22 protein-coding genes and 1 pseudogene are annotated in these 20,485 nt (G+C 70.3%); 9 read left to right on the forward strand and 14 right to left on the reverse strand.

The features are described from left to right. The 5 genes and pseudogenes from fabG to ACIPWY_RS22690 form a co-directional block, all read right to left on the reverse strand. Positions 1 to 762 carry a 3-oxoacyl-ACP reductase FabG gene (fabG, locus tag ACIPWY_RS22670; RefSeq protein WP_362909948.1) on the reverse strand — a complete coding sequence of 254 codons (762 nt, stop codon included), beginning with the start codon at positions 760 to 762 and terminating at the stop codon, positions 1 to 3. Positions 763 to 921: 159 nt separating this feature from the next. Next, complete coding sequence (locus ACIPWY_RS22675) at positions 922 to 1,311, reverse strand: DUF3037 domain-containing protein (protein ID WP_383895125.1); 390 nt, start codon at positions 1,309 to 1,311, stop codon at positions 922 to 924. Continuing rightward, positions 1,308 to 2,135, reverse strand: a complete 828-nt coding sequence (locus ACIPWY_RS22680) for a HipA family kinase (RefSeq protein ID WP_362909944.1) — start codon at positions 2,133 to 2,135, stop codon at positions 1,308 to 1,310. The genes ACIPWY_RS22675 and ACIPWY_RS22680 overlap by 4 nt, the downstream gene beginning before the upstream one ends. Positions 2,136 to 2,146: 11 nt before the next feature. Further along, positions 2,147 to 2,471, reverse strand: a pseudogene (locus tag ACIPWY_RS22685) (tyrosine-type recombinase/integrase); the annotation flags it as partial. A gap of 63 nt (positions 2,472 to 2,534) precedes the next feature. Next, positions 2,535 to 3,875, reverse strand: coding sequence for an epoxide hydrolase family protein (locus ACIPWY_RS22690; RefSeq protein WP_401534614.1), 1,341 nt, complete (start codon positions 3,873 to 3,875; stop codon positions 2,535 to 2,537). 751 nt (positions 3,876 to 4,626) lie between these two features. On the opposite strand from ACIPWY_RS22690, the gene ACIPWY_RS22695 reads away from it, so the two are divergent. Continuing rightward, entirely contained in the window at positions 4,627 to 5,649 is a 1,023-nt protein-coding gene (locus tag ACIPWY_RS22695; RefSeq protein WP_401534617.1) for an alcohol dehydrogenase catalytic domain-containing protein, read from the forward strand. A gap of 129 nt (positions 5,650 to 5,778) precedes the next feature. Here ACIPWY_RS22695 and ACIPWY_RS22700 read toward each other — a convergent pair whose 3' ends face one another. Further along, positions 5,779 to 6,351 (reverse strand): TetR family transcriptional regulator C-terminal domain-containing protein, encoded by a 573-nt coding sequence (locus ACIPWY_RS22700; RefSeq protein WP_401534620.1) that lies wholly within the window; start codon positions 6,349 to 6,351, stop codon positions 5,779 to 5,781. A 434-nt stretch (positions 6,352 to 6,785) separates the two neighbouring features. Between ACIPWY_RS22700 and ACIPWY_RS22705 the strand changes: the two genes are divergently transcribed. Both ACIPWY_RS22705 and ACIPWY_RS22710 read left to right on the forward strand, forming a co-directional pair. Continuing rightward, positions 6,786 to 7,607: a lipase family protein gene (locus ACIPWY_RS22705; RefSeq protein WP_362909938.1), complete on the forward strand. Its 822-nt coding sequence runs from the start codon at positions 6,786 to 6,788 to the stop codon at positions 7,605 to 7,607. Positions 7,608 to 7,971: 364 nt separating this feature from the next. After that, a complete protein-coding gene (locus tag ACIPWY_RS22710) occupies positions 7,972 to 8,445 on the forward strand; it encodes a Rieske (2Fe-2S) protein (protein WP_390018916.1) in 474 nt (157 codons plus the stop codon). A gap of 10 nt (positions 8,446 to 8,455) precedes the next feature. Here ACIPWY_RS22710 and ACIPWY_RS22715 read toward each other — a convergent pair whose 3' ends face one another. Next, a complete protein-coding gene (locus ACIPWY_RS22715; protein WP_362909934.1) occupies positions 8,456 to 9,100 on the reverse strand; it encodes a cysteine hydrolase in 645 nt (214 codons plus the stop codon). A 124-nt stretch (positions 9,101 to 9,224) separates the two neighbouring features. Between ACIPWY_RS22715 and ACIPWY_RS22720 the strand changes: the two genes are divergently transcribed. Continuing rightward, on the forward strand, positions 9,225 to 9,692 hold the full coding sequence (locus ACIPWY_RS22720) for a pyridoxamine 5'-phosphate oxidase family protein (protein ID WP_393702914.1): 468 nt from the start codon (positions 9,225 to 9,227) through the stop codon (positions 9,690 to 9,692). On the opposite strand, the gene ACIPWY_RS22725 is transcribed toward ACIPWY_RS22720, so the two are convergent. After that, positions 9,689 to 10,630 carry a LysR family transcriptional regulator gene (locus ACIPWY_RS22725; RefSeq protein WP_389551404.1) on the reverse strand — a complete coding sequence of 314 codons (942 nt, stop codon included), beginning with the start codon at positions 10,628 to 10,630 and terminating at the stop codon, positions 9,689 to 9,691. The two genes, ACIPWY_RS22720 and ACIPWY_RS22725, sit on opposite strands and share 4 nt — an antisense overlap. Positions 10,631 to 10,705: 75 nt before the next feature. On the opposite strand from ACIPWY_RS22725, the gene ACIPWY_RS22730 reads away from it, so the two are divergent. After that, on the forward strand, positions 10,706 to 11,767 hold the full coding sequence (locus ACIPWY_RS22730; RefSeq protein ID WP_393702916.1) for a DMT family transporter: 1,062 nt from the start codon (positions 10,706 to 10,708) through the stop codon (positions 11,765 to 11,767). Positions 11,768 to 11,833: 66 nt separating this feature from the next. Here the strand turns inward: ACIPWY_RS22730 and ACIPWY_RS22735 are convergent, their stop codons facing one another. Continuing rightward, positions 11,834 to 13,165, reverse strand: a complete 1,332-nt coding sequence (locus ACIPWY_RS22735; RefSeq protein WP_393702918.1) for an aminotransferase class I/II-fold pyridoxal phosphate-dependent enzyme — start codon at positions 13,163 to 13,165, stop codon at positions 11,834 to 11,836. A 35-nt stretch (positions 13,166 to 13,200) separates the two neighbouring features. On the opposite strand from ACIPWY_RS22735, the gene ACIPWY_RS22740 reads away from it, so the two are divergent. Next, the gene (locus tag ACIPWY_RS22740; protein WP_362909924.1) at positions 13,201 to 13,899 is read left to right on the forward strand and encodes a pyridoxamine 5'-phosphate oxidase family protein; all 699 of its coding nucleotides are present in this window, start codon (positions 13,201 to 13,203) and stop codon (positions 13,897 to 13,899) included. A gap of 77 nt (positions 13,900 to 13,976) precedes the next feature. Here the strand turns inward: ACIPWY_RS22740 and ACIPWY_RS22745 are convergent, their stop codons facing one another. From ACIPWY_RS22745 to ACIPWY_RS22755, 3 genes are all read right to left on the reverse strand, one after another. Further along, the gene (locus ACIPWY_RS22745) at positions 13,977 to 14,909 is read right to left on the reverse strand and encodes a DMT family transporter (RefSeq protein WP_393702959.1); all 933 of its coding nucleotides are present in this window, start codon (positions 14,907 to 14,909) and stop codon (positions 13,977 to 13,979) included. Positions 14,910 to 15,171: 262 nt separating this feature from the next. Then, positions 15,172 to 16,242, reverse strand: coding sequence for an EamA family transporter (locus tag ACIPWY_RS22750; protein WP_362909922.1), 1,071 nt, complete (start codon positions 16,240 to 16,242; stop codon positions 15,172 to 15,174). 211 nt (positions 16,243 to 16,453) lie between these two features. Then, positions 16,454 to 16,966, reverse strand: coding sequence for a Clp protease N-terminal domain-containing protein (locus ACIPWY_RS22755; RefSeq protein WP_393702923.1), 513 nt, complete (start codon positions 16,964 to 16,966; stop codon positions 16,454 to 16,456). A gap of 198 nt (positions 16,967 to 17,164) precedes the next feature. Between ACIPWY_RS22755 and ACIPWY_RS22760 the strand changes: the two genes are divergently transcribed. Further along, positions 17,165 to 17,353 carry a hypothetical protein gene (locus tag ACIPWY_RS22760; protein WP_362909918.1) on the forward strand — a complete coding sequence of 63 codons (189 nt, stop codon included), beginning with the start codon at positions 17,165 to 17,167 and terminating at the stop codon, positions 17,351 to 17,353. A 121-nt stretch (positions 17,354 to 17,474) separates the two neighbouring features. Continuing rightward, complete coding sequence (locus tag ACIPWY_RS22765; protein ID WP_401534630.1) at positions 17,475 to 17,903, forward strand: SRPBCC family protein; 429 nt, start codon at positions 17,475 to 17,477, stop codon at positions 17,901 to 17,903. An 85-nt stretch (positions 17,904 to 17,988) separates the two neighbouring features. Here the strand turns inward: ACIPWY_RS22765 and ACIPWY_RS22770 are convergent, their stop codons facing one another. After that, positions 17,989 to 18,606 carry a PadR family transcriptional regulator gene (locus ACIPWY_RS22770; RefSeq protein WP_393702926.1) on the reverse strand — a complete coding sequence of 206 codons (618 nt, stop codon included), beginning with the start codon at positions 18,604 to 18,606 and terminating at the stop codon, positions 17,989 to 17,991. Between the two features lie 139 nt (positions 18,607 to 18,745). Here ACIPWY_RS22770 and ACIPWY_RS22775 point away from each other — a divergent pair, with 139 nt between their 5' ends. Next, positions 18,746 to 19,555, forward strand: coding sequence for a PhzF family phenazine biosynthesis protein (locus ACIPWY_RS22775; RefSeq protein WP_393702928.1), 810 nt, complete (start codon positions 18,746 to 18,748; stop codon positions 19,553 to 19,555). A 74-nt stretch (positions 19,556 to 19,629) separates the two neighbouring features. Here the strand turns inward: ACIPWY_RS22775 and ACIPWY_RS22780 are convergent, their stop codons facing one another. Further along, positions 19,630 to 20,430 carry a CPBP family intramembrane glutamic endopeptidase gene (locus ACIPWY_RS22780; RefSeq protein ID WP_362909911.1) on the reverse strand — a complete coding sequence of 267 codons (801 nt, stop codon included), beginning with the start codon at positions 20,428 to 20,430 and terminating at the stop codon, positions 19,630 to 19,632. Positions 20,431 to 20,485 lie beyond the last annotated feature (55 nt).

A 20,485-nucleotide genomic window follows, 5' to 3' on the forward strand; every position in this document is an offset into this window, starting at 1 on the left:
CTAGTTGAGCGGTCCGCCGGCGACGTACATGACCTGGCCGGAGACGAAGCCGGCCGCCTCACCGGTGAAGAAGGCGATGGCGTTGGCGATGTCGTCGGGCTTGCCCACGCGCTGGACGGGGATCTGCGTGGCGGCGGCGGCCTGGAACTCCTCGAAGCCCATGCCGACGCGCGCGGCGGTGGCGGCCGTCATCTCGGTGACGATGAAGCCGGGGGCGACGGCGTTCGCGGTGACGCCGAACTTGCCGAGCTCCTTGGCGAGGGTCTTGGTGAAGCCCTGCAGGCCGGCCTTGGCCGCCGAGTAGTTGACCTGGCCGCGGTTGCCGAGCGCCGACGACGAGGACAGGTTGACGATGCGGCCGAACTTGGCGTCCACCATGTGCTTCTGGACGGCCTTCGACATCAGGAACGCGCCGCGCAGGTGCACGTTCATGACGGTGTCCCAGTCCAGGGCGCTCATCTTGAACAGCAGGTTGTCGCGGAGCACGCCCGCGTTGTTGACGAGGATCGTCGGCGCGCCGAGCTCCTCGGCGATGCGCGCGACCGCGGCCTCGACCTGCGCCTCGTCGGCGACGTCGCAGCCGACCGCGAGGGCCTTGCCACCGGCGTCAGTGATCTTCTCGACGGTGTCCTTGCAGGCGGCCTCGTCGAGGTCGATCACGGCTACGGCGCGACCTTCGGCGGCCAGACGTACGGCGGTAGCGGCGCCGATGCCACGTGCGGCACCGGTGACGATCGCGACGCGCTGCTCAGTGGTGGACATGCTCTTCGGTCTCCTCGCCCTAGAGTGCGGTCCTCACGTCCCAACTCGGTGAGCGACCGCTTAGTACCCTGTGGACGTGACGCTAGAAGTCCTGGCACCCGGTGTCAACGTACCCACCGGGTGCCACTGATCACTCACCGCGAAGAGCCCACCACGAGGTCACCTCACGAGGAGGTCGAGAAGCCTGTTGACCTCGGCCTCGGGGTCCTCGGTGAGACCGGTGTGCACGGGTCCGGGCTGCACGACCGTGGAGCGCGGCGCGACCAGCCAGCGGAAGCGCCGGCCCGCGTCGTCGTCCGCCGCCTGCCCCGCGTCGCCGCCCCCTCGGCAGTGGCTCTCGACGGCGGCGAGCGAGGCGCGGACGCCGCTCACGTCCGCCTCGGGGTCGAGGGCGCGCAGCTTCGCCTCGTCGAGGTGAGTGAGCGCGCGGACGTAGGACTTGGCCCGGCAGTAGACGACCACACCGGCGTTGATCTGCTCCCCGCGCTCGACGCGCGGGACGACGCGCAGCAGCGCGTACTCGAAGACGTCTCTGGTGGTCGTGGTCACCGGGTACCGCCCTTCACGTTCGCCGCGCCGGTCAGCCAGCCCGGGGTGCGCGGGACGCGGCCGGGGTCCGGTGCGGGCAGGCCGATCCGCTCATGGATGGTCGCCGCGCGGGGCAGCAGCACGGCGGCGTACGCGCGCCGCACCGCGTCCGGGTCGTCGAAGCCCGGCTCGTCGGCGAGCCAGGCGTCGGGGACGTCGGCGGTGACTTCGGCGAGGAGTTCCTCGGTGAGCCGGGGCGCGAACTCCGCCGCTGCTGCCGCGACATCGGGCGCGAAGGGAGCGAGGGCGTGGTCGGAGGCGTCGTACGGGCGGGCCGCCGCGGCCTCGGCCCCGCGCCAGTTGTGGTGCCAGATCATGCTCGCACCGTGGTCGATGAGCCACAGGTCGCCGTGCCAGACCAGCATGTTGGGGTTGCGCCAGGACCGGTCGACGTTGTTGATCAGGGCGTCGAACCAGACGACTCGTCCCGCCTCAGCGGGAGCGACCTCGTAGGCGAGCGGGTCGAAGCCGAGCGCGCCGGAAAGGTAGCGCATCCCGAGGTTGACACCGCCGCTCGACTTGAGGAGGCCCTGCACCTCCTGGTCGGGCTCGCCGAGGCCGATCACGGGATCGAGTCCGATCCGTACGAGCCCGGGTACCCGGAGTCCGAGCCTTCGCGCGAGCCCCCCGCAGATCACCTCCGCGACGAGCGTCTTGCGGCCCTGTCCCGCACCGGTGAACTTCATGACGTACGGGGCGAGATCGTCGGCCTCGACGAGCCCGGGGAGCGATCCGCCCTCCCTCATGGGGGTGACATAGCGGGTCACGGTGACTTCACTCAGCAATTTTCCAGCCTCTACAGCCCGCTAGCCTTGTAATCAACGGCCAACTCCCGACGTGCACATCCCACCGGAGCCGACCGCGACCAACCCTGGGGAGAATCTGGGGAGTTCGGGCCGGCATGCCCCTCCCCCTGCCTTCCCAGCAGTCCGCCAATGACGGTGCGCCCCTCATTTCCTGCCTCCGGCGTGAAATGAGCATAGTAACCGAGCGTGATGGCCGACGAGGAGTGCCCGAGCCACTGCGCCGACGTCACGACGGACTCTCCCCGCCTCGAGCATGACCGAGGCGTAGGTGTGCCGCAGCACATGGAAGCCGTCATTCGGCGCTGCCTCCCACCGTCAAGGCTTCGCGCCTCGGCGCGTGGCGGGCGGTGGGAGCCTGCGTCGTCGGGGCCGAACGGTTCACTTTCCTGCGCTTGCCTGTGAGCCGCGCAAGGAGCGGAACGCGGCGCGGAGTTCGTCCGTGAAGAGGTCAGGGACCTCCCAGGCCGCGAAGTGGCCGCCGTTGCCGACCTGGTGGTAGTAGAACAGCTTGTGGTAGGCGCGCGAGGCCCAACTCCGCGGCGCCTGGTAGATCTCGCCGGGAAACACCGTGATGGCGGCGGGGAGGGACACCGACACGGCATTGAAGTTGTTGGCGTTGTTCTCCCAGTACAGGCGCGAGGAGGAGACCGCGGTGTTCGTGACCCAGTAGAGCGTGATGTCGTCGAGCATCTCGTCCTTGGTCAGGACGCGCTCCGGTTGGCCGCCGCTGTAGGTCCAGGCGGCGAACTTGTCGTACATCCAGGCGGCCAGTCCCGTCGGAGAATCCGTCAGTCCGTAGCCCTCGGTCTGGGGACGGGTGACCATCATGGCCGAGTAACCGGACCCGGTCTTGTAGAAGGCGGCCAGCTTCTCGTACGCGGCCTTCTCCTCCGGGCTCAGACCGCCCGGTACCGGGTCGCCGCAGGCTAGTTTCTCGGCTATGTCCGGCGGGACGGTGGCCGGGAAGTTCACATGGATGCCGAGCAGTCCCGGAGGCCGCTGTACGGCCATCTTGTCCGATATCACGGCGCCCCAGTCGCCACCCTGGGACACGTAGCGCTCGTATCCCAGTCGCTCCATCAGCACGGCCCAGGCGCGGGCGATGCGGTCGGGGTTCCACCCCGTGGTGGTCGGCCTTTCCGAGAAGCCGTAGCCGGGCATCGACGGTATGACGAGGTGAAAGGCGTCCTCGGCGCGTCCCCCGTGGGCCGTCGGGTTGCTGAGCGGCTCGATGACCTTCAGGAATTCCAGGATGGAGCCGGGCCAGCCGTGGGTCAGGATGATGGGGAGCGCGTTCGGATGGCGGGAGCGGACGTGGATGAAATGTATGTCCAGTCCGTCTATCTCCGTCATGTACTGCGGCAACGAGTTGAGTTTCTCCTCGATGTTCCGCCAGTTGTAGGTCGTCGCCCAGTAGTGGGCGAGTTCCTTCATGGTGGCCAACTGGACACCCTGGGACTGATCGCGAACCGTTTCCCGGTCGGGCCACCGTGTCGCGATGACACGCCGACGCAATTCGGCGAGATCCCTCTCCGGAATGTTCACGCGGAAGGGACGGATGCTCTGCCGCTCGCCCGCGGTGGCCGGCTTTCCGATGTTTTCCTTCCCGGTGTACGGCCGGCTCTGCAGCCCCAGAGACCCTGTCGCTGCCGCGGTGACGGCGGCGGCCGTTGCGGAGATGAACGTTCGGCGAGAGTGGGCACGGAGGAATTCGGGCATGACGGATCTCCTTGGTGCATCCCATCGATTCCGGAGGCGCCGAGTGCGCGAAAGGGCTGCATCCTCCACGACCGGTCTGCTCGTCGGTCTGAACGAGGATCGATGCCCGCGGGATCTCAGCTCTGAAGTCGCGTGCCCCGGGGTCACTCACGCGATACGATCGTCACTTTAAGTAACGGTACCTAGCTTGGAGTAATCGTGCAACTCGGGAGTGTGGGTTGCCCATGGGGGGCGGGTGCGATGCGTGGTCATCAACCCGGCCCATCTGTGCGGCCACTCCCTCGAGGCGATTGCGGCGGCACGGATTGCCGCTGAACACCCGGACACCGTTGCCCGATTGGTCCTGGTCGGCGGTCCAGAGATCACACCGTGGAACACGTCGCCACAGCGGCTTCGACGCGAACGCCATCACCCCGGCCGGCTGCTTCGCGCGATCCGCGACCTTCCCGATCGCGCCGGGTGGTTCTCTACATGCTGAAGGCTCTGGAAACCAGCGACCTCTCACGCGTGGGGCGCTCAGCTTGCCCCTCTGCAGAGCGGTGGGTCAGGTGAGCGCCGAGAAGTCGCTCATCGACGAGTTGGCGGAGCTCGCGGTGCGCCCGGTTGGCTTGACGACACCAGGAAAACCAGCCATTGTGGACTAAGACGACCGGTCATATTGACCGAATGTGACGTCTGCTCGCGGACGGCATTCGCGGACGGCATTCGCGGGCGGATCCGGCGTGCGAGCCACCTACGAGCAAGGAGTGCCATGTCCACGTACCGAGCGTTCGAGGTCACGGGGGCGCGGAAGTTCGAACTGGTGGAGCGTGAGAAGCAGGAGCCACCGCTGGGGCATGTGCGCCTGCGGGTCGAGGCATGCGGCGTCTGCCACTCCGATGTGGTGGCCGTCGAGGGGATGCGGCCCGACCCGTCCTCGCCGGTGGTTCCCGGGCACGAGGTCGTCGGCGTGATCGACGCGGTCGGTCCCGGGGTGACGACATGGCGGGTCGGTGAGCGGGTGGGCGTGGGATTCCTGGGCGGCCAGTGTGGCGTGTGCGAGTTCTGCCGGCGTGGCGACTTCGTCAACTGCGCGGACCAGCCGCAGACGGGCAGTGACGTCGACGGCGGGTATGCGGAGTCGATGATCGCCAGGGCCAGCGGCCTGGTCCGGATTCCTGAGGGGATCGGCTCGATCGACGCGGCGCCGCTGCTGTGCGCGGGACTGACGATGTTCAGTGCGCTCCGGCAGATCGAATCCGTCCCGGGCGCGCTGGTGGCCGTGCAGGGAATCGGCGGCCTTGGGCACCTGGGCGTGCAGTACGCGAACAAGCTCGGGTTCCGCGTCGCCGCGATCGCCCGGGGCACGGGGAAGGCGGAGTTGGCCAAGCGGCTCGGCGCCGACCACTACATCGACAGCTCCACCGAGGACGCCGGCGCGCAGTTGCAGAAGCTGGGCGGCGCGGCCGCGGTCGTCGCGACTGCCGCGAGCGGTGCCTCGATGTCGCCGCTGGTCACCGGACTGGCGCCGCGCGGCCGCATGGTGGTCGTCGGTGCCGCCGTCGACCCGGTCCAGGTGCAGACCACGGACTTGATCTTCGGCACCCGCACGGTCACCGGAAGCCTGACCGGCAGTTCCATCGACAACGAGGACAGCCTCCGGTTCGCCAAGGCCCGAGATGTCCGCCCGATGACCGAAGTCATGCCGCTCACCCAGGCGCCCGAGGCGTACGAGCGCATGATGTCCGGCGAAGCCCGTTTCCGTATCGTCCTGAATGTAGCGGTCCGACAATGAATGGGAACGGTGACCTCAAGGGTCTGACCATCGCCACACATGGCGGCCTCGACCGCTAGGACTCAATCGCGGCAGGGTGCTCGGTGGTCGCACTCTCGGGTCGTGGAACCGAAGAAGTACCCCGCACGCTCAGGCGAGCAGGGTGCCGAACGCCGTGTCGAAGAAGACCTCGTAGGAGTCTTCCGAATGCTCGGACCGGGCGGAGATGAGCGTCCCCTCCCAGGCGTTGAGGATGAACCGGGCGAGCGCCTTCGCGTCTGTGGTCGCCGCGACCTGGCCCGACTCCTGCGCCTGGGCGATCGCAACCGTGAGAGCCTGCGCCCAGCGCTCCAGGCTGACCCGTACCGCCTCGCGGATCACAGCGCTGTGGTCGGCCATCTCTGTGCCGAAGCCGCCGATGAGGCAGCCGCGCGAGAAATCCCGGCCGGTGTTCTCGTCACGGAGGAATTCGAAGTGCTGTCGCAGCCGGAGCAGCGGATCGACCGACGCGTCGGTGAGTTCCGAGAGTCGGCGGCTCTCACCGTACCGCTCCAGGGCCACCACGGCCAGCGCCTCCTTGCTCACGAAGTGGTTGTAGAACGACCCCTTCGGGACACCCGCGCTGTCGGTGATGTCCTTGACGCCCGCTGCGTTGAACCCGCGCGCGTGGAACTGCTCGACCGCCGCGTTGACGATCTCCTCACGCACACTCCTTCTGCCCACCAGGAGACTCCTTCCTGGCAATATGACCAACCATCTTAGAACATTACCATGCATGTTTTGTCGCCATTAGGCAGAAAATGACGGGGGGCCGAACACATCGTGCGGTCAACTCGCCTTGAGGACCCGAACGGCTCGTAGCAGCCCTACGACTGCATGACGACGGCCCCGTGGACTGCGCGCTCGGGCCGGTTGCTGCGGTGCCCCCTTCGACCGCGTCCGCGCCTCGCCACTCCTCGCGTCGACGAGCCAGAGCCCCGGACGCCCGTTCACACACCGCCACACCCCGGAAACGCCGACGTCCGGGTGACCATCCCGCAGAGCGGGCTCCCGCGGCGGTAGTTCTACGACTGAACGCTTCACAGGTGGCGGCCGCGCGGGCGCAGAACTGTTGAGGCCCCACCCCCGGAACCGCGCAGTTGTGAAAGGAACCCCAAGTGCCCGTACCTTCCACGATCGACCACCACGCCACCGGCTACAGCCTCGCGCACGCCTACTCCCTGGCCCAGTTGGCGGATCTGGCCTACAAGAGCGAGCCCGTCATCGAGGAGACGGCCCGGCAGTGGGGTTTCGACCGGGTACGTCATCACCACACCCGGTTCACACCGCCGTTCCCGTTGCAGGACACGCAGGCTTTCACCGTGGCCGGCGACCACATGATCATCATCGCGTTCCGGGGAACCGAACCGGCCCAGATCCGCGACTGGCTCTCCGATGCCACGACCCCGCCGTGGCCGGGGCCGGCGAAGACCGGCTACGTCCACTACGGCTTCGGTGAGGCGCTTCAATCCGTCTACCCGGCCGTGCAGGACACTCTCGCCGAGTTCCGTACCAACGGGCAGAGCGTGTGGCTGACCGGCCACAGCCTCGGCGGCGCCCTGGCCATGCTCGCCGGCGCCCGCCTCCACCTCGAAGACCCGAAGCTGACCGCCGACGGCATCTACACCTACGGCCAGCCCCGCACCTGCGACCGTCTCCTCGCCGCGGCCTGCAACAAGGGCCTGGCCAAACGCATCCACCGCTTCGTCAACAACAACGACATCGTCCCCCAGCTCCCACCCGAGCCCGCCTACACCCACGTCGACACGTTGCGCTACATCGACGCCTCCGGAAAGGTACGGGAGCCCATGACGCTCCTGGCGGGACTGACGGACCGGGCCAAGGGACTGACGGCCGACCCGTTCGCCCCGGCCGGCGACGGCGTCCGCGACCACTCGATCCTCAAATACATCGCCGCGCTCAAGAACAACCTCGGCTGAGCTCAACCCCGTTGCGCCGAGTGCTCGTGACCGACGACCTGCTCCACCAGTTCGTCGAAGCGAGGACATCAATGCAGGTCAGCAGCTTGGAGCCACCCGTTACGGCAGGTCACCGGGTTCGCTGGTCTCCTCGGCGACAACTGACCATGGCGGAGCCGGCCGTTTCAGAGCAACCGTCCACGCTGGATCACTCAGCGTGCGATGGACAGCGGTCGCCTTCGTGTCACCGCTGCCCGGTATGCATTGCCCCAGGTTGGGCGACGCATCATCGCCGTACGAAAGTCCGTCCGGCCTTGAACGTTCCGGCCTCGCGGCCCGTACGAGTTTGGGCCACCCCCTCTTGAACCGAAGGGAAACACCAGTAATGACCGCTTCGCAGGAGTCCGTGTCCGCCCCGACCCGCCGCACCGTCGTCGCGGCCGTGGGAGCCGCGGGCATCGCCGCCGCGCTCACCGCGTGCGGGAGCTCGGACGACTCGTCGTCCACCGAGCCGGCGGGGAACGGGGCCAAGGACGGCGCGGCCAAGGACGAGGCCGGAAAGGACGGGGCAGGAAAGGAACTCGCCAAGACCTCGGACATCCCCGTCGGCGGCGGAAAGATCTTCGGTGACGCCGGCGTGGTGGTCACGCAGCCGAAGAAGGGCGAGTTCAAGGCGTTCACGAACATCTGCACCCACAAGCAGTGCCCGGTCTCCGCGATCGACGGCGGCACGATCAACTGCCCCTGCCACGGCAGCAAGTTCTCCATCGAGGACGGCAGCGTGAAGCACCCGCCCGCCGCGCAGCCCCTGGCCGCCAAGGAGATCACCGTCTCGGGCGACTCGATCACGCTCGCGTAGCGACGCAGGCTCACCGGCCTCGGCGCGGGCGCTTCCAGCAGGTGAGCACGTCCTGTGTGGATGTCACGGTGGCGACGAGGGCGAGCGTGTTGCGGATCATCGCGGGGGTGTAGTCGGCAGGCACCCCCGCGATGGCGTCGGCGGGCACGGCGACGGTGTAGCCGCGGTTCACCGCGTCGAAGACGGCGTTCGGTATGGCGACGTTCGCCGAGACTCCGGTGACGATCAGCGTCCGGCAGCCGAGGTTGCGCAGCAGGGCGTCCACGTCGGTGCCCGCGATGGGCGAGAGGCCGTGCAGCCGGCGTACGACGATGTCCTCGTCCGCCACCTCGACGGGTGGCGCGATCCTGACGGATTCGGTGCCGGAGATCTGCTGCACGGGCAGCCGCGCGGCGGCACGGAACAGCCGTCCGTTGAGGTTGGCACCACGCCCGTCGGGCCGCCGCTCCGCCACCGCGTGCAGGACCTGCACGCCGCTCTCGTGGGCGCCCGAGACGAGTCGTGCCACATTGCCGAGCGCCCCGGACGACCTGACCTCCTCGGCGAGTTGGGGCAGGGCGCTGTCCGGTCCGACGACCCCCTGCTGGCACTCCACGGTCAGCAGCACCGTGGTGGCAGGATCGAGCAGTTCGGCGAGCTCTTCGTACGACGGCACGGGGTCCCCCTGTCGCAGGCGTCCTGAGCGGCGAGAGATTAGCCACCATTGCGCCATGGGGGAAGACACCGCATGCTTCTGATCTGACATACCGTCAGCCACAAGCCCGCGAAGGGGAGTACGCATGGCCGTCACACAGCGTCGGGGCCGCAGGATCATGATGACGCCGGCCGAGCTGGACGAGTTCCTGCAGTCCCAGCGCACCTGCCGCGTCGCCACGGTCTCGCGCGACGGCTCCCCGCACGCCAGCACCCTGTGGTTCGTATGGGACGGCGCCTGCCTGTGGCTGTACTCGATCACGCGCAGCCGCCGCTGGGCCGATCTCCTCAAGGACCCGCGGATCGCCGTCGTGATCGACGCGGGCGAGGAGTACGGGGAGCTGCGCGGCGCCGAGCTGTCCGGCACGGTGGAGTTCGTCGGGGAGAGCCCGCGCACCGGCGAGCCCGTACCCGAACTCGACGTCCCCGAGCGGCTGTTCGCCCGGAAGAACTTCGCGATGGACGAGATGGTCCACGACGGCCGGCACGCCTGGGCCCGGCTCACACCGGACAAGATCGCGTCGTGGGACTTCAGGAAGCTGGCGTCGCTCTAGCTCTCACTCGGGGAGCCTCCTCCTGGGGCGACGTCCCCGCCCAGGCTCGCGCCCACGCTCCGGAGTTCCTTCACCGCCGCCCTGATCGACGGCCGTCGGTCCGCGTCGGCCCGCCACACGACGTAGACGTGGCGGCGTACGCGCCGGCGCACCGGCACGGTCACCACCCCGTCCGGCACCGGATCGCGCCCGAGAAGCGGGGCCACGCACACACCGAGCCCGGCGGCGACGAGAGCGAGCTGGGTGTGGGTCTCGGCGGCGCGATGGGCGATGCGGGGCTCGACGCCCTTGGCGCGCAGCGTGAAGAGCAGCCACTCGTGGCAGAACTCGCCCTCGCCCCACGTGATCCACTCGTCGTCGGCGAAGTCCTCCAGGCCCACCTCGCGGCGCCCGGCGTGGGGGTGGTCCGCCGGCATCGCGACATCGGCGGGGTCGTCGAGGATCGCCGCCTTGACGAGGCCGTCGGGGAGCGGCATCGGCTTGTTGTACCAGTCGAGCACGACCGCCAGGTCGAGGTCGCCGCGCACGACCGCGGCGACCGCCAGTTCCGGCTCCAGCTCCTGCGAGCGCAGCCGCAGCCCCGGGTGCTTCGCGCGCAGGGCGGCGAGGGCGCGCGGGAAGAGTCCGCGGGCCGCCGTCGGGAACGCGGAGATCCGCAGCTCCCCCACGACCTGCCCGCGGTGCGCCTCCAGGTCGGACTGCGCGAGTTCGACCTGGGACAGGATCCGCCCTGCGTGCTCGGCGAGCAGCCGCCCGGCGTCGGTGAGGCGCACTCCCCTGCCGTTCTTGGCGAGCAGCTGCTGCCCGACCTCGCGTTCCAGCTTGGCCATCTGCTGCGAGACGGCGGACGTCGTGACGTGCAGACCTGCCGCGGCGCCGCTGACGGACCCGTGGCGGGCGAGTGCGTCGAGGGTGCGCAGGCGCTCCAGGTTCAACATGTAAGCGATGCTAAGCGATATCAGGCAACAGATCTCGCTTGTACTAAGAGGTTGTGGGGCGGCATCGTTACGCCCATGAGCACCGTCGCCTCCTCGTCGCCTCCTGCGACTCCGTCCCCCGCGCCTTCCGGCATCCCGTCCGAGTCCCCTGCCGCCACATCTTCCGAGAGCTTTGCCGAGACCTCTGCCCAGCCCCCTGCCGCCACGTCTCCCGAGACCTCTGCCGAGTCCCGTGCCGTCGCGCGGCCGCGCCGCGCTCTCGACTGGCGGGTCCGCTTCGGCGTCCTGTCGCTGATCTGGGGCTTCAGTTTTCTCCTCATCAAGGTCGGCACCGAGGGCTATGCGCCGTTCCAGGTGACGCTGGGCCGGCTCGCGTTCGGTACGGCGGTGCTCGCCGTGGCCATGGCCGTGAAGCGTCAGCGGCTGCCGCGCGGCATCCGGACGTGGGGGCACATCACGGTGGCGGCGCTCCTGCTGAACTCCCTGCCGTTCTCGCTGTTCGCATTCTCCGAGCAGACGATCCCGTCGACACTCGCCGGCATCTGCAACGCGACGTCACCGCTGTGGGGTATGGCCCTGTCGCTGGTGGCGCTCTCCGAGGACCGGCCCACGCGCCGCCGGGTCGCCGGGCTCGGCATCGGCTTCCTGGGTGTGCTCACGGTCCTCGGGGTGTGGCAGGGCTTCCACGGCCTGGACCTGGGCGGCACGGCGATGGCCCTGCTCGCCTCGCTGAGCTATCCCGTCGGCTGGATCTACCTGCGCCGCACGCTGGCGGGGACCGGCCACTCGAACCTCTCGCTCTCCGGCGCGCAGCTCCTGATGGCCACGATCCAACTGGCCGTCGTCACACCGGTGTTCACGACGCTCCCGGCTCACTTCCCGATCGTTCCCCTGCTCGCGATCGTCGCCCTGGGCGCGCTCGGCACCGGACTCGCCTTCCTCATCCAGTACGGCCTGGTGGCAGAGGTCGGCCCGACCACGGCGCAGATGGTCACGTACTTCATCCCGGTGATCGCGACGGCCGCGGGAGTCGCTCTGCTCGGCGAGTCCCTGACCTGGTCCACGCCGATCGGCGCGGTGATCGTGCTCGCGGGCGCGGCGCTCACCCAGTCCCGTGCGCGCGCCCCTCGGCCTTAGGGGCTCCCGTTCGGATCAGGCCGGGCTCGCGGGGCCTGGCCTGATCCGAACGAAAGACCCTGGCGCTCAGCCGTAACGGCGCGCGGGAGCCGGCCCGGTGGCGGACGCGACGGCGTCGGCCACCGGGCCGATGTCGTCCGAGCCGAGCGTGGACACGGTGATCCGCACCCCGGGTGCCGCCCCCATCCGGAAGCGCGCCCCGGGCGCGACGGCCCACCCGGCGTGCAGCAGCCGCGCGACCGCCCCCGTCTCGTCCGGCACGGGCACCCACACGTTCATGCCGCTGCGCCCGTGTGCCTCGACCCCGCGCTCGGCGAGGGCCGCGATGAGCGCGTCGCGCCGTCGCCCGTACGACGCGGCGACGGCACCGGTGTCCACCGCCCCCTCGGTCCACAGCCGCGCGACGGCCCGCTGAAGGATGCGGCTCACCCAGCCGGGGCCGAGGCGCTGGCGCCCCTGGACCCGGTCGACCGTGACGGCGTCACCCGTCAGCACGGCGATCCGCAGGTCGGGCCCGTGGGCCTTGGCGGCGGAACGGACGAACGCCCAGTGCCGCGTCACACCGGCCAGCGGATGCAGGGGCAGGTCGACGATCCCGTGGCCGTGGTCGTCCTCGATGAGCAGTACGTCCTTGTGGGCAGCCAGGACTTTGCGCAGCGCACGCGCGCGTGGCGCGGTGACGGCGGCGCCGGTGGGGTTCTGGGCGCGATCGGTGACCACGAGGGCCCGCGCCCCGGCGCTCAGGGCACGCTCCACCTCGTCGGGCAGCGGCCCGTCGTCGTCCACGCCGACCGGCACCGTGCGCAGCCCGAGCGCCGGGACCAGGTCGAGCAGGCTGCCCCAGCCCGGATCCTCGACGGCGACGGCGTCGCCCGGCTTCAGGTGCGCGGCAAGGACCCGCTCGATGGCGTCGAGGGAGCCCGACGCGGCGGCGACAGGACCCTCGGGGACCCCGTCCTCGTCGAAGGCCACGCGCGCGTGGCGTGCCAGCTCCGGCTCCAGAGGCCCGTCTCCGTAGAGGACGGGCGCCTTGTCGCCCTGCGCCGCCGCCCAGGCGAAGGCCTCGGCGAGCGGAGGCAGCAGGGCCGTATCGGGGTTGCCGTTCGAGACGTCGCGCACCCCGGCCGGCACATCGACGCGGATCCGCTCGCGGGCCGTCGTGGCCGGCTTGGACCGCACGCGGCTGCCGCGGCGCCCGGCGGTCTCGATCACTCCGCGCTCACGCAGCGTGCGATAGGCGGCCGCGACCGTATTGGGATTGACCCCGAGGCGCTGGGCCAACTCCCTCATCGGCGGCAGAAGTTCCCCTGGCTGCAGGTCACCTCCGCCCACCGCTCGCTCCACGCTGGCGGCGATATCCGCTGCACGCCGTCCTTCGATCGGATACTCTCCTAGCACAAAGCAGATTATGCACTAGTGCAATGGAGATTGCAATGAGCGTGGCATCCGAGCCCGGCACCGTCGCTTCCGGGGACGCCTCCGCCTCCTACCCGGCGACCGACCGCACCGTCCCGGCCCGCATGCGCGAGCGGACGTACTACGACCGTGAGCTGGTCCACTCGATACTCGACGAGGCGTACATCTGCCACCTCGGGTTCGTCCGTGACGACTCCCCCGTCGTCCTTCCGACCCTGTACGGCCGCGTCGGCGAGAGCCTCTACGTGCACGGTTCGACGGGGGCGCGTGTCCAGCGCATGGCGGGCGTCGCCGACCCCGGTCTCCAGGTGTGCCTGACGGTCACCCATGTCGACGGTCTGGTGCTCGCGCGCTCCGCCTTCCACCACTCGCTCAACTACCGCTCCGTGGTGGTGCACGGCCTCGCCCACCAGGTGACCGACCGCGACGAGAAGCGCACGGCGCTCGACGCGATCGTCGACCACGTGGTGCCGGGCCGTTCCCAGGACTCGCGTCCCGGGAACGACAAGGAACTCGCGGCGACGTCCGTCCTGCGCCTCGACCTCGCGGAGGTCTCCGCGCGGGTCCGTGCCGGCGGCCCGAACGACGACGACGAGGACCTCGGCCTGCCCTACTGGACCGGCGTCGTCCCGCTGACCAAGGGCCACGGCGCACCGATCCCGGCCGACGACCTCGCCCCGGGCATCGCGGTGCCGGACTACCTGACGGTTCTGTAGGGCGCGCTCCTACGGCATTTTCAGGGCGGACCTTCCCCGGTGAGCGTCGGCACGCGCACCGGGGAGCCCCGGTCCGGCTACCTCGCTCGCGCCTCGGCCACGGCGAGCCCGGTCACCGCGGCCAGCATCAGGAGTGTGCCCGCCACCGTCGGCACGGTCAGCCGCTCGCCGAGGAGCGCGACGGCGATGACGGCGGCGCTCACCGGTTCGAGCAGCATGATCACCGAGACGGTCGCGGACCTGACGACCGCGGCGCCCGAGAAGTACAGGGCGTAGGCGAGCGCAGTAGGTACTGACGCGATGTAGACCAGCATCCCCAGCACCTGGAGCGGCTGGGAGGTGTGCGGCACCAGGCCCTCCAGGGCGCCGAGCGGCAGCAGACTCGCCGCGGCGACGGCGAACGTCAGGACGGACGTGTCGAGTTGATCGCCGGAGCGGCCGTCCCGCCCGAACCACCGCGTCAGCAGTGTCATCACGGCGTACCCGGCCGCGGAGACCAGGGCCCAGGCGACCCCGGCGGGACGCACGGCCGCGCCCCCGCCGCCCAGCACGAGCACGGCGAGGCCGGCGAGCGCGCCCAGGACGGCCAGCAGCCCGCCGCCACCGAGTCGTTCGCCCATGAGCAGGCGCGCGCCGAGGGCGATGAGTACGGGTCCCGCGCCGAGAGTGACCACGGTGGCGACGGCGAGTCCGGTCGCCTGGACCCCCGCGAAGTACGCGGTCTGGAAGACGCTCAGGGCGATCCCGGTGACGGCGATCCGCACCGCTCTGCGCCGGCGCGGTTCGGCCACGGGCCGGGTCCGGCGCGGTCGCAGGGTCCGCGCCACGAGCAGCAGGGCGAGACCGCCCGCGCAGCGCCAGAACGACAGGGCGGCGGGGCCGAGGTCGCTGGCCCGGAAGACCAGCGAGGCGGCCGCGCCCGCGGTGCCCCAGGCGGCGCCTGCGACGACGAGGTAAAGGAGCCCGCGCCCTAGGGGCAGCAGCGGCGCTGCCCCTGCGGGCGACGTGATGGACGAGCGGTCGGCTGAGTCAGCCGCGACAGTGTGCGACACGTGGTTCTCCACGAAGAATGGCCTCCGCGCCCCATGGACGGGGGCGGGGCAGGGACACGGACTGTCGTCTGCGGGCAGCCGTGACCCGCTCGGGGCGTCCCGAGCCGGATCTTCGTCAGATGGGCCGCCGGAGGGCGATGCTCCGGGCGGCCACCGCCCGCGTTACGCGGCCGGGGGCGGAAGCACGAGTGCGCGCGAATGCATGAGCATGATCAACACCTTAGTTCGCGCTGCCGCGACGCGACAACGCCTCGTCCGGGGTCTGCGGGGAGTCGGCGGACTGCTGCGCCGCCTCGTCCGAGGCGGCCTTGTCCTGGAAGGCCTCACCGGCGCCGGCGACGGCGACGACCTCGGGCTTCGCCGGAGCCGACGACTGCGCGATGAACGCTCCGACCAGGACGACCGCACCGCCCACGATCTGCGGCGCCGACAGGTGCTCGCCCAGGAGCACCCAGGCCAGCACGGTCGCGATGACCGCTTCCAGGCAGGCCACGACCCCGGCCACCTGGGGCGAGAGCCGGCGTACGGAGAGGACTCCGGTGACGTAGGCGATGACCGTCGCGATCAGGACGATCCAGCAGAGCAGCAGCCACGCGGGCACGGAAGTGCCGTTCATCGAGGCGCTGCCGGCGAGCACGGACCAGTCCATGCCCCAGGGGCGCGCCACGACCGTCAGGACGAGGGCGCCGACGAGCAGCCCGTACGCGATCACACCGAGCGGGTCCGGCGCCCGGTCCCCCGCGTCGGTGCCCTGGTCGGACAGGACGAAGTAGCCGACCTGGCAGCAGGCGGCGGCGAGCGCGAGCAGCAGGCCGATCAGGTCGACGCTGAGGCCCGCCCACACCTCGACGACGCAGGCGAGACCGCCCACGGCGAGGACCACGCCGAGCGCGGCGGCGCGCGTCACGGGCCTGCGCTGCACGAACCGCACCCAGCCGAGGACGAGCGCGGGGGCGAGGTACTCGATGAGGAGCGCGACGCCGACGGGGATACGGGAGATCGCGGCGAAGTAGCAGGCCTGGACACCGGCGACGGCCAGCAGGCCGAAACCGGCGAGCAGCGCGGGCCGCTGGACGACCAGGGAGCGGTGCCGCCAGGCGACGGGCAGCATGACGAGCGCGGCGCCCGCGACGCGCAGCCACACCACGTGGAGCGGGTCGAGACCCGCCTCGATCAGCGGCTTCGCCGCCACTCCCGAACCGCCGAAGGCGAGCGCCGAGACAAGGGCGAGCCCCAGTCCGACACCTCGCCCGCGGTTCGCCTGAATCCCCTGAGACGCATGCACCGGCACATCATGACAGCCGACGTCATGACCGTCATCCCCGATGACCCCTGTCTCACGTGCCGGACGCGACGGGCATGACGAACGGGGGCGCGGCCTCAAGAGCCGCGCCCCGAACAGAGCCGAGCATCAACTCGAAGGCCCCGCCTCGAACAGGACCACCCTCAACACCGAGCCGAACCTCAGCGCGAAGCCAGGCCTCAACCAGTGACCGCCCGCCTCAGCACCCGGCCTCGACATGCCGCCGGAGGCCCTCCGCATCGACACCGGCCCGTCCGAGCACCTCGACCGCACGGCATTCGCGGTCCGCCGCGAGCGCGGTGAGGAGATCGATCCCGCGCGCACGCGGGTCGCCGCGACGCTCGGCGCGGTCGAGCGCGGCTTCCATCGCGGCCGCCGCGGCGGGCGACCAGCCGAGCCCCGTCACGACGGGCACGGCGCCCGAGTCCTCGACCGTGCCCTGCCACTGGAGCCCGTACCCGATGCTCCGCTGCACGAGATAGCCGAGGAGCCGGGCGAGCTGCGGTCCGCCGTCGAACGCCTCGCGCACCTGCGGGTCGGTCTCCAGGAGCGAGTGCAGGAGGTGCGCGGTGTCGATCTGACGGTCCCCGTCACGCACGGCTCTGCGGCGCGCGCCGGCCACCACCGAGGCGAGCTCGGGACTGAGCCTGGCGTCAACATCTGTACGACTGTGGCCGCTTGCCGCGGCCTCGGACGGGGTAGGGCTTTGCACATCTCCCACCTCATCAGCCCCTGTCCGGCCGGGCATCCCCGGCGGGAAGCATTTCCACGTCCGACACAAGGTGGGCACGCCTGACCGGGTTCTCCTCCTTACGGATGAGATCGCGCCCTTTTTACCCGCAGGGGCGCGCCGCCTTGCATCGCGCCCTTCACGCAACCGCAGACATACCGGAACTCGTCCTTCACAAGTATGGAGAGCAGGTGCTGGCTCGTGGCCCTGCCAGCGATCGACGGCAGGCAGTACGTGTACCGGGTGTACGCACCCGACGACGCGCTGCTCGCCGACCTGTTCTGGGACGCCTGGCACTGCCACGACGAGGGGCCGTTCCCGCGGGCGTCGGACCTCTTCGACGCGGCCGTCATCGAGAAGCTCGACTGACCCCGTGCACTCCCGCCACTTTCTGACAGTTCATCAGTATTGAATGTTCGCGGCCCTGAGGCTACTTTCCGCGACACCACGGCTGCGCCCGCCGCAGCTCTCGTCGAGAAGGGGTGGCCGCATGGCCGAAGTCAGCGCGGAAGCACGGATCGGAGCACCCGCGGAGAAGGTCTGGGCCCAGCTCACCGACTTCACCGCGTACGGGGAGTGGAACGCCACGCACACGAGCTTCCCGAAGGGCGCCCCCACGGCGCTCGAAGTGGGGGGCACCTTCGAGGAGAACATGAAGCTCATGGGCTTCCCCGCGGAGGTGACCTGGACCGTCGAGGACCTGGAGACCACCCGCACCCTCGCCATCCGGGGCAAGGGGCCGATGGGCGTCAACGTCGGCACGCGCTACACCCTGACCGCGGACGGCGACGCCACGACGGTCCGCATCGACGGTGAGTTCACCGGCGCCGCGATGTCCCTGATGGCGGGCAAGCTCAAGGACTCGGCGACGGCCGCGCTCAACGAGTCACTGCGAAAGCTGGCCGGCCTCGTCGCCTGAGACGCGGGCGAACACGCGAAGACGCCCCGCACGCTCGTGCGGGGCGCCTTCGTCTGCCGGTACGGGGCATCGGCCCCGGCGGACCTCAGTCCTCGTCGGCAAGGATCAGGTACAGCTTCTTGCGGGCGTCGTTGATGACGGTCAGCGCCTTCTCGCGCTGCTCCTTGCTGCCGGTCTTCCAGACCTGCCCGAACGCCTCCATCAGACCGAAACCGGCCTGCCGGATCTCGTTCAGGGTGTCCCAGTCGACCCCGCGCCCGGCCTCTTCCCAAGGGGCGTCGGGTCCCTCGTCGGCCGCGGAACGGCCCGACTCGGTGAGCGAGAACAGCTTCTTGCCGCCCTCGCTCTCGCTGACGATCAGCCCCTCGTCCTCGAGCAGCTGGAGGGTCGGATACACCGAACCCGGGCTGGGCTTCCATGCCCCGCCGCTGCGCTCGGCGATCTCCTGGATCATCTCGTAGCCGTGCATCGGACGGTCCTTCAGGAGGGCCAGGATCGACGCGCGTACGTCGCCGCGCCGTGCCCTTCCGCGAGGTCCGCCGCCCCGGCCGCCACGCCCGCCGCCCCAGGGTCCGGGGCCGAAGCCCGGCCCGAAGGGGCCGAAGGCGGCGCGCCGTCCTTCGAAGCCGCCCCGACCGGGATGGCCGGGCCCGCACTGTCCATGTCCGTGTCCGTGTTCATGCTCGTAGCCATGGGAACGCATCGCAATCATTCCTTCCATCGTTGATCGGTCGCGATGCGTCAACGATATATCGGGACTGTTCGGCTGGCAACCCCCTGCCGGTCCAGCTCTCCCGAATTGGCCTTGGCCCGCGCGTTCGCCGTCCCCATAGCGTCAGCCCATGCGCATTCGAATCGTGGACGCCTTCACCGACCGCCCCTTCGCCGGCAATCCGGCCGGCGTGCTGCTCCTCGACGCCTTCCCTGACGACGCCCGGCTCCAGGACATCGCCGCCGAGGTCAACCACGCCGAGACGGCCTTCGCCCACCCGCTGCCCCCCGGCGGCGACGCCGACTGGGCGCTGCGCTGGTTCACCCCCAAGACCGAGGTCGACATGTGCGGCCACGGCACCCTGGCCACCGCGCACGTGCTGCACAGCACCGGCGCGGCCGACGAGCCGGTCCGCTTCGCCACCCGAAGCGGCGTGCTCGTCGCGACCCCGCGCGAGGACGGCACGATCACACTCGACTTCCCCACCGCGCCCCTGACCCGTGTCGACAGCCCCGAGGGCGTCGCGGCCGCCCTGGGCGCCGAGCCTCTCTCGGTCCACGACCCCGGCCGACAGGTCGGCGACCTGCTCGTCGAGCTCGCGGACGAGAAGACCGTGCGCGCCCTCACGCCCGACCTGAAGGCACTCGCCGCCCTTTCTGAGGCCGGCGTCATCGCCACCGCCCGCGCCGCGGACCCCGACGGCGGCTACGACTTCGTCTCCCGCTGCTTCTTCCCGCGCCTCGGCATCGACGAGGACCCGGTCACCGGCAGTGCCCACACGGCTCTCGCGCCGTTCTGGTCAGCACGCCTCGGCCGCGCCGAACTCACCGGCCTCCAGGCCTCCGCCCGCACGGGCCTCGTCCGCACCGAACTGCGCGGCCCCCGCACCCTGCTGACCGGCCGCGCCGTCACGGTCATCGAGGGCGACCTGCTCGCCTAGCACGCCGCAGGGGGCGTACGAAGATCTCGTACGCCCCCTGTGTCCGGCACCCTGCACCAGGCACCGCCCCGACCTCACGCCGTGGGCAGCCACCCCACCTTCCCCGCGAGCAGCGCGTATCCGACGAACGCACCGATGTCGAGCAGCGAGTGCGCCACCACCAGCGGCCCGACCCGCCCCCACCGCCGGTACAGATACGCGAAGACCAGGCCCATCGCGAGGTTCCCGAAGAAGCCACCGATGCCCTGGTAGAGGTGGTACGAGCCGCGCAGCACCGAACTGGCCACGATCGCCGTGCCCGGCGTCCAGCCCAACTGCCCCAGCCTGCGCAGCAGATAGCCGACGACGATCACTTCTTCCAGGACGGAGTTCTGGATCGCCGAGAGGACCAGGACCGGGTACTTCCACCACACGTCGGGCAGCGCCTCCGGCACCACCGTGAGGTTGAAGCCGAGGCCCCGGGCCGCCAGGTAGAAGGCGATGCCCGTGCTGCCGATGACCGCCGCGATCACCGCACCGCGGGTCGCGTCGAAGACCGGTCTCGTACGGTCGAAGCCGATCGTCCGCATCCCGGCGCCCTCGCGCAGCAGCAGATGCGCGACGAGCGCGACCGGGACGAGCGCGCTCGCGATCCCGAACAACTGCCATGCCAGATCGAGCCACGGCCGCCCGGGAGCCGCCGAGGCGTTCAGGGTCGCCGCCTGGTCCTTCAGACCCCCCGGTTTGGTGACCGACCCGACGAAGCTGATCAGCGCGGACACTCCGCTCGCACCGAGTGAGAGCGCCAGAACGAGCAGTGTCTCGTTCCGGAGAATCCGTCGCGAGAGCCGCTCTCTCGGAAAAGAATCAGCCACCGCACCCGCCTCCGCCTGCACACCTGCCTCCAGTTGAGTAATCCCGCCTCATCCCCCACGCCGCCCCGCTAGGGTC

Origin of the sequence: Streptomyces sp. NPDC090032 (genome assembly GCF_044748025.1) — a bacterium.
Taxonomy (GTDB): Bacteria; Actinomycetota; Actinomycetes; order Streptomycetales; family Streptomycetaceae; genus Streptomyces.

Excerpts from the sequence above, each read along its gene's own strand:
- ACIPWY_RS22730 (WP_393702916.1), top strand. The coding sequence starts at position 10,706 with ATGAGCACCGTCGCCTCCTCGTCGCCTCCTGCGACTCCGTCCCCCGCG.
- ACIPWY_RS22725 (WP_389551404.1), bottom strand. The coding sequence starts at position 10,630 with ATGTTGAACCTGGAGCGCCTGCGCACCCTCGACGCACTCGCCCGCCAC.
- ACIPWY_RS22690 (WP_401534614.1), bottom strand. The coding sequence starts at position 3,875 with ATGCCCGAATTCCTCCGTGCCCACTCTCGCCGAACGTTCATCTCCGCA.
- fabG (WP_362909948.1), bottom strand. The coding sequence starts at position 762 with ATGTCCACCACTGAGCAGCGCGTCGCGATCGTCACCGGTGCCGCACGT.
- ACIPWY_RS22720 (WP_393702914.1), top strand. The coding sequence starts at position 9,225 with ATGGCCGTCACACAGCGTCGGGGCCGCAGGATCATGATGACGCCGGCC.
- ACIPWY_RS22770 (WP_393702926.1), bottom strand. The coding sequence starts at position 18,606 with ATGCGTTCCCATGGCTACGAGCATGAACACGGACACGGACATGGACAG.
- ACIPWY_RS22775 (WP_393702928.1), top strand. The coding sequence starts at position 18,746 with ATGCGCATTCGAATCGTGGACGCCTTCACCGACCGCCCCTTCGCCGGC.
- ACIPWY_RS22740 (WP_362909924.1), top strand. The coding sequence starts at position 13,201 with ATGAGCGTGGCATCCGAGCCCGGCACCGTCGCTTCCGGGGACGCCTCC.
- ACIPWY_RS22695 (WP_401534617.1), top strand. The coding sequence starts at position 4,627 with ATGTCCACGTACCGAGCGTTCGAGGTCACGGGGGCGCGGAAGTTCGAA.
- ACIPWY_RS22710 (WP_390018916.1), top strand. The coding sequence starts at position 7,972 with ATGACCGCTTCGCAGGAGTCCGTGTCCGCCCCGACCCGCCGCACCGTC.
- ACIPWY_RS22760 (WP_362909918.1), top strand. The coding sequence starts at position 17,165 with ATGGAGAGCAGGTGCTGGCTCGTGGCCCTGCCAGCGATCGACGGCAGG.
- ACIPWY_RS22765 (WP_401534630.1), top strand. The coding sequence starts at position 17,475 with ATGGCCGAAGTCAGCGCGGAAGCACGGATCGGAGCACCCGCGGAGAAG.